This is a genomic window from Vibrio sp. 2096 (assembly GCF_033339595.1).
In the GTDB taxonomy this organism is placed as follows: domain Bacteria; phylum Pseudomonadota; class Gammaproteobacteria; order Enterobacterales; family Vibrionaceae; genus Vibrio; species Vibrio alginolyticus.
In genome coordinates, this window is the sequence record NZ_JAWOUX010000011.1 from 147067 (window position 1) to 153066 (window position 6000).

General features: G+C 44.9%; 6 protein-coding genes. 4 read left to right on the forward strand and 2 right to left on the reverse strand.

Annotated features, from left to right (window positions below):
• Window positions 1-70 precede the first annotated feature (70 nt).
• The 4 genes from cysK (at window position 71) to crr (ending at window position 4093) form a co-directional block, all read left to right on the forward strand.
• On the forward strand, window positions 71-1039 hold the full coding sequence (cysK, locus tag R7Q41_RS18925; RefSeq protein WP_005382045.1) for a cysteine synthase A: 969 nt from the start codon (window positions 71-73) through the stop codon (window positions 1037-1039).
• Window positions 1040-1339: 300 nt separating this feature from the next.
• On the forward strand, window positions 1340-1597 hold the full coding sequence (locus tag R7Q41_RS18930) for an HPr family phosphocarrier protein (protein ID WP_005382043.1): 258 nt from the start codon (window positions 1340-1342) through the stop codon (window positions 1595-1597).
• Between the two features lie 140 nt (window positions 1598-1737).
• Window positions 1738-3462 carry a phosphoenolpyruvate-protein phosphotransferase PtsI gene (ptsI, locus tag R7Q41_RS18935; RefSeq protein ID WP_318144630.1) on the forward strand — a complete coding sequence of 575 codons (1725 nt, stop codon included), beginning with the start codon at window positions 1738-1740 and terminating at the stop codon, window positions 3460-3462.
• Between the two features lie 121 nt (window positions 3463-3583).
• On the forward strand, window positions 3584-4093 hold the full coding sequence (crr, locus tag R7Q41_RS18940; protein ID WP_005382041.1) for a PTS glucose transporter subunit IIA: 510 nt from the start codon (window positions 3584-3586) through the stop codon (window positions 4091-4093).
• Between the two features lie 96 nt (window positions 4094-4189).
• Here the strand turns inward: crr and R7Q41_RS18945 are convergent, their stop codons facing one another.
• Both R7Q41_RS18945 and R7Q41_RS18950 read right to left on the reverse strand, forming a co-directional pair.
• Window positions 4190-5314 (reverse strand): flagellin, encoded by a 1125-nt coding sequence (locus tag R7Q41_RS18945; RefSeq protein ID WP_318144631.1) that lies wholly within the window; start codon window positions 5312-5314, stop codon window positions 4190-4192.
• Between the two features lie 116 nt (window positions 5315-5430).
• Window positions 5431-6000: flagellin (locus tag R7Q41_RS18950; protein ID WP_206958538.1), on the reverse strand; the 570-nt coding region annotated here is incomplete at its 5' end.

Consider the following 6000-nt stretch of genomic DNA (forward strand, 5'->3'; position numbering starts at 1 on the left):
TTTTCCCTTTTTTTCATACCGCATATTCTTCTATCCATATTCACACAACGTGTAATGAAGGAACATCACTATGAGCAAAATCTACGAAGATAACTCTCTTACTATTGGTAATACACCTCTCGTTCGTCTAAACAAAGTAAGTAAAGGCAAAGTTCTCGCGAAAATTGAAGCGCGTAACCCTAGCTTCAGTGTTAAGTGCCGTATCGGTGCAAACATGATTTGGGAAGCAGAGAAAGCGGGCCTTCTTAAGCCAGGTGTAGAGCTTGTAGAACCTACCAGTGGTAACACAGGTGTTGCTCTAGCATTCGTAGCGGCTGCTCGCGGTTACAAGCTAACATTGACCATGCCTGAATCAATGAGCCTAGAACGCCGTAAGCTACTAAAAGCACTAGGCGCGAACCTTGAGCTGACTGAAGCGGCGAAAGGCATGAAAGGGGCGATTGCTAAAGCAGAAGAAATCGTAGCAAGCAACCCTGAGAAGTACCTACTTCTTCAACAATTTGACAACCCAGCGAACCCAGAAATCCACGAAAAGACTACGGGCCCTGAGATTTGGGAAGCGACAGACGGTGAAATCGACGTATTCGTTGCTGGTGTTGGTACGGGCGGTACTATCACAGGTACAAGCCGTTACATCAAAGGTGAAAAAGGCAAAGCCATCACTTCTGTTGCAGTTGAGCCAGCAGAGTCTCCGGTTATTGCACAAGCACTTGCTGGCGAAGAAATCCAACCTGCCCCACACAAAATTCAAGGTATCGGTGCTGGTTTCATCCCTGGTAACCTCGATTTAGACATTATTGACCGTGTTGAGCAAGTTACCTCAGAAGAAGCGATTGAGATGGCTCGTCGCCTAATGGAAGAGGAAGGTATCCTAGCTGGTATCTCATCTGGCGCAGCGGTTGTTGCAGCGAACCGACTTGCAGAACTACCTGAATTTGAAGGAAAAACAATTGTAACTGTCTTGCCAAGTTCCGGTGAGCGTTACCTAAGTACAGCACTCTTTGCAGGTATCTTTACCGAAAAAGAGAACCAACAATAATATGTGTTCAAATCAATTTTTAGTTTAAAAAAGCCCCGTTTAGGGGCTTTTTTGTTGATCCCTGCCCTACCTTTGGTAATATCAGGGTGTTTTATTTCTAGCTTCAAAATAAAGAAGCAGAACACAAAAAGGTTTCAAAGTGATTACGCACGCAAACAGTTGCGTAGTTACCAAACTTTTGACTAGTATCAGAACTGACGCGCTTTGAACTCTTCCCGTGCTAGCGCACAAGATGTAAAGCAGTTAAGCTAAAATCTGGTCACAAACTAACAAAAAAATACATTTATTGGGGTATATCACATGTACGAGAAGCAAGTAGAAATCACAGCAGAAAACGGCCTTCACACTCGTCCAGCTGCACAGTTTGTTAAAGAAGCAAAAGCATTCGACGCAGACATCACTGTGACTTCTAACGGTAAAAGCGCTAGCGCTAAGAGCCTGTTCAAACTACAAACACTAGGCCTAGTAAAAGGTACTCAAGTTACTATTTCTGCTGAAGGCCCACAAGCTCAGCAAGCAGTTGACCACCTAGTTGCTCTAATGGATCAACTACACTAATCCGGTCTCCTACTCCAGAAGCCATTTTGTGAAAGCAAAATGGCTTCGTTGGAAATAGGCTCAAAACTAAGCTAAAACTATTCGTTAGCGCACCCATTATTCTCCCGTTTTATAAAGTTGACCAAACTTAAGGTAAGGCTATGATTTCAGGCATCCTAGCATCTCCTGGTATTGCAATCGGTAAAGCACTACTACTTCAAGAAGATGAAATTGTCCTAAACACAAACACTATTTCTGACGATCAAGTAGAAGCTGAAGTTCAGCGTTTCTTTGACGCTCGTAACAAATCTGCAGCTCAGCTAGAAACTATCAAGCAAAAAGCGCTTGAAACGTTTGGCGAAGAAAAAGAAGCGATCTTTGAAGGTCACATCATGCTTCTTGAAGACGAAGAGCTAGAAGAGGAAATCCTAGCACTTATCAAAAACGACAAGATAACTGCTGATCACGCTATCCACTCAGTGATCGAAGAGCAAGCATGTGCTCTTGAGTCTCTAGACGACGAATACTTAAAAGAGCGTGCAACTGACATCCGCGATATCGGTTCTCGTTTTGTTAAGAACGCACTAGGCATCAACATTGTTTCGCTTAGCGATATCAACGAAGAAGTAATTCTTGTTGCTTACGACCTAACGCCATCTGAAACTGCACAAATCAACCTAGACTACGTGCTTGGTTTTGCTTGTGATATCGGCGGTCGTACATCTCACACTTCAATCATGGCTCGCTCACTTGAGCTTCCAGCTATCGTTGGTACTAACGACATCACGAAGAAAGTTAAGAATGGCGACATGCTGATTCTTGACGCAATGAACAACAAGATTGTTGTTAACCCATCAGAAGCTGAGCTAGAAGAAGCGAAAGCGGTTAAAGCAGCATTCCTAGCTGAAAAAGAAGAGCTAGCGAAACTGAAAGACCTACACGCAGAAACGACTGACGGTCACCGTGTAGAAGTTTGCGGTAACATCGGTACAGTGAAAGACTGTGACGGTATCCTTCGTAACGGCGGTGAAGGTGTTGGTCTGTACCGTACTGAATTCCTATTTATGGACCGTACTGCGCTACCAACTGAAGAAGAACAGTACCAAGCGTACAAAGAAGTTGCGGAAGCAATGAACGGTCAAGCTGTGATCATCCGTACTATGGATATCGGCGGCGATAAAGATCTCCCATACATGGATCTTCCAAAAGAGATGAACCCATTCCTAGGTTGGCGTGCTGTACGTATCAGTCTAGATCGTCGTGAAATCCTTCGTGATCAGCTACGTGGCATCCTACGTGCTTCTGCACACGGCAAACTGCGTATCATGTTCCCAATGATCATCTCTGTCGAAGAAATCCGTGAGCTTAAGAAAGCGATCGAAGAGTACAAAGAAGAGCTACGCGCTGAAGGCCACGCGTTCGACGAAAACATCGAAATCGGTGTTATGGTTGAAACTCCTGCTGCTGCTGCGATCGCACACCACTTAGCGAAGGAAGTGTCTTTCTTCTCTATCGGTACAAACGACCTAACTCAGTACACGCTAGCGGTTGACCGTGGTAACGAGATGATTTCTCACCTATACAACCCACTATCACCAGCTGTACTTACAGTGATCAAGCAAGTTATCGACGCTTCTCACGCAGAAGGTAAATGGACTGGTATGTGTGGTGAACTTGCAGGTGACGAGCGTGCAACACTTCTACTTCTAGGTATGGGTCTGGACGAGTTCTCAATGAGCGGCATTTCAATCCCTAAAGTGAAGAAAGTTGTTCGCAACTCTAACTTCGCAGAAGTGAAAGCAATGGCTGAAGAAGCCCTTTCTCTACCGACAGCAGAAGAAATCGAAGCCGTGGTAGAAAAGTTTATTGCTGAGAAAGCTCAGTAATCGGTAGTACCAAGTAATTCAATACTTAATGGCCATTAGACGGCGAAAAAAGTCGTCTAATGAGCTATATTGGTATACTATAATTCGACAGAATAAAACCAAACCTTAGGAGCATGACACAATGGGTCTGTTTGACAAACTTAAGAAGCTTGTATCTGATGACAGCGCTGACGCTGGTGCTATCGAAATCATCGCGCCACTTTCTGGTGAGATTGTAAACATCGAAGACGTGCCAGATGTTGTTTTCGCTGAGAAAATCGTTGGTGACGGTATTGCTATCAAGCCAGCAGGCAACAAAATGGTAGCTCCTGTAAACGGTACTATCGGTAAGATCTTCGAAACTAATCACGCGTTCTCTATCGAGTCTGACGACGGTGTTGAGCTTTTCGTTCACTTCGGTATCGACACAGTTGAACTAAAAGGCGAAGGCTTCACGCGTATCGCTGAAGAAGGTCAAACTGTTAAAGCTGGCGACACTGTAATTGAATTCGATCTAGCTCTTCTAGAAGAGAAAGCGAAGTCAACGCTAACTCCAGTTGTTATCTCTAACATGGACGAAATCAAAGAGCTAAACAAGCTTTCTGGTTCTGTAACTGTTGGTGAAACTCCAGTTCTACGTGTAACTAAGTAATTTTTACTTAATCGAACACGAAAAAACGCTGCCATTGGCAGCGTTTTTTATTACCTGAAATTTTGTTTCTGATCGACTTACATCAATGAAATCCGCTCAGCTAAGTAATCCAAGTGCCGAACTCTGCCTTTGCTTCGCTTGAGCGAGTAATGCAGTTGTCGCATCTTGGAGCACTTGAGAACGCACCATTTCCGTAGATTCTCTTGCGAAGTCTGTATCTCTTATTCGACTCTTGGATTCTGTAACACTCCGATTCACAGTATTTAAGTTATCCATCGAGCCGTTTACACGGTTCTGAAAGCTGCCAATTTCACTCCGGTGCGAATCAACATACTTAATTGCTGCATCAATCACCCCAATTGAAAGCTGCGCCTTACCTGCCGTCGACATATCGATGTCATCCATTGTGACTAATTGACCAGCGCTCACATCAAGCTCATCCGCTAAACTCCCTTCGAGAACCACACCCTCTGGCGCCTTCATCGTAGAAGCGAAGAATTGCAGTTCGTTGTTTTCCGTTACTGAAGCATTCACTATCGATTGTTGAGCATTGATGTAAGTGGCGACCTGTTCTATGCGGTCACCCAATTTGAGTCCAATGGATTCCGTTTGGGTTTGCCCTTTACTGTCTTGGTATTCGACTTTTAGGGTTTGGTTATCTTTAGTGACTCGCCAATCTTTATCGACCGCATCACCAACATAATGCTGCCCTCCCATCTCTGGGATATGGCTACGCATGTTACGTAACGTCAAAGAGATTGAATTAGCGTTCGCGCCAATATGGAAACTTTGTGAACCGTAAGATCCATCAAACAGGTTTTTATCCGCAAATGTTGTCGTGATCGCGACACGATCAAGCTCATCTTGCAGCGCTACGACCTCATATTGAATACTTTGCCGATCACTTGAGTCATAACTGCCGTTTGCTGCTTGAAGCCCCAGAGAGCGTAAGCGTTGCAATATGTCACTGCTTTCGTGCAATGCTCCCTCCGCTGTTTGAGCAACAGCAAAAGCGTCGTGCGCATTTCTTAAGGCGACATCAAGCCCTCTCGTTTGTACATGGAGAGTATTCGATATCTGTAAACCTGCCGCATCATCGCTCGCCGAGTTGATTCGAAACCCCGAAGTTAGGTTGCGTTGTGACTCAACATTTTGCGCAGCTGCTTGACTCAGGTGTCTCTGCGCCACCATCGCAGAAACATTGGAATTTAAAGAGATCATCTAATCGATATGAATGCCTTATCGAACATACTGTCAGGACACATCTGAATCGTTATAGCCAATAAGCAAAAAGCCAGGGATGAGCCTGGCTTTGGTTTCTTGCTTTGTTAAATTGATTAACCTAGCAGACTTAGCGCTGAGTTAGGCGCTTGTTTCGCTTGCGCAAGGATTGAGCTTGACGCTTGCGATAGAATTTGTGATTTGGTCATTGCCGTCGTTTCTTTCGCGAAATCTGTATCTTTGATACGGCTCTTCGACGCATTCACGTTCTCGTTAATGTTGTCCAAGTTGCTGATTGCGTGGTTGAAACGGTTCTGGAATGCACCTAGCTCTGCGCGGTGGCTGTCTACGTATTTCAGTGCCGCATCGATGATAGCAACAGATTCCTGTGCGCCACCAACTGAGGTTACGTCGATAGTATCTACTGTTACTTTTTTGCCTTCGCCTAAGCCTAGTTCACCAGATAGACCGCCTGAAAACTCGACCTCGCCCTCAACTTTGTTGTTGCCAGCGAAGATTTGCAGTTTACCGTCTTGGTCTACTGAGGCTTTCACTAGGTCAGTTTGGCCGTTAATGTAAGTCGCAAGCTCTTCGATATCGTCACCCGCCTTTGCGCTGATGTTGATTTCTTGCTCTTGGCCGTAGCTGTCCGTTAGGTTGATTTTTAGGTCGTTCTTACCTTCAGC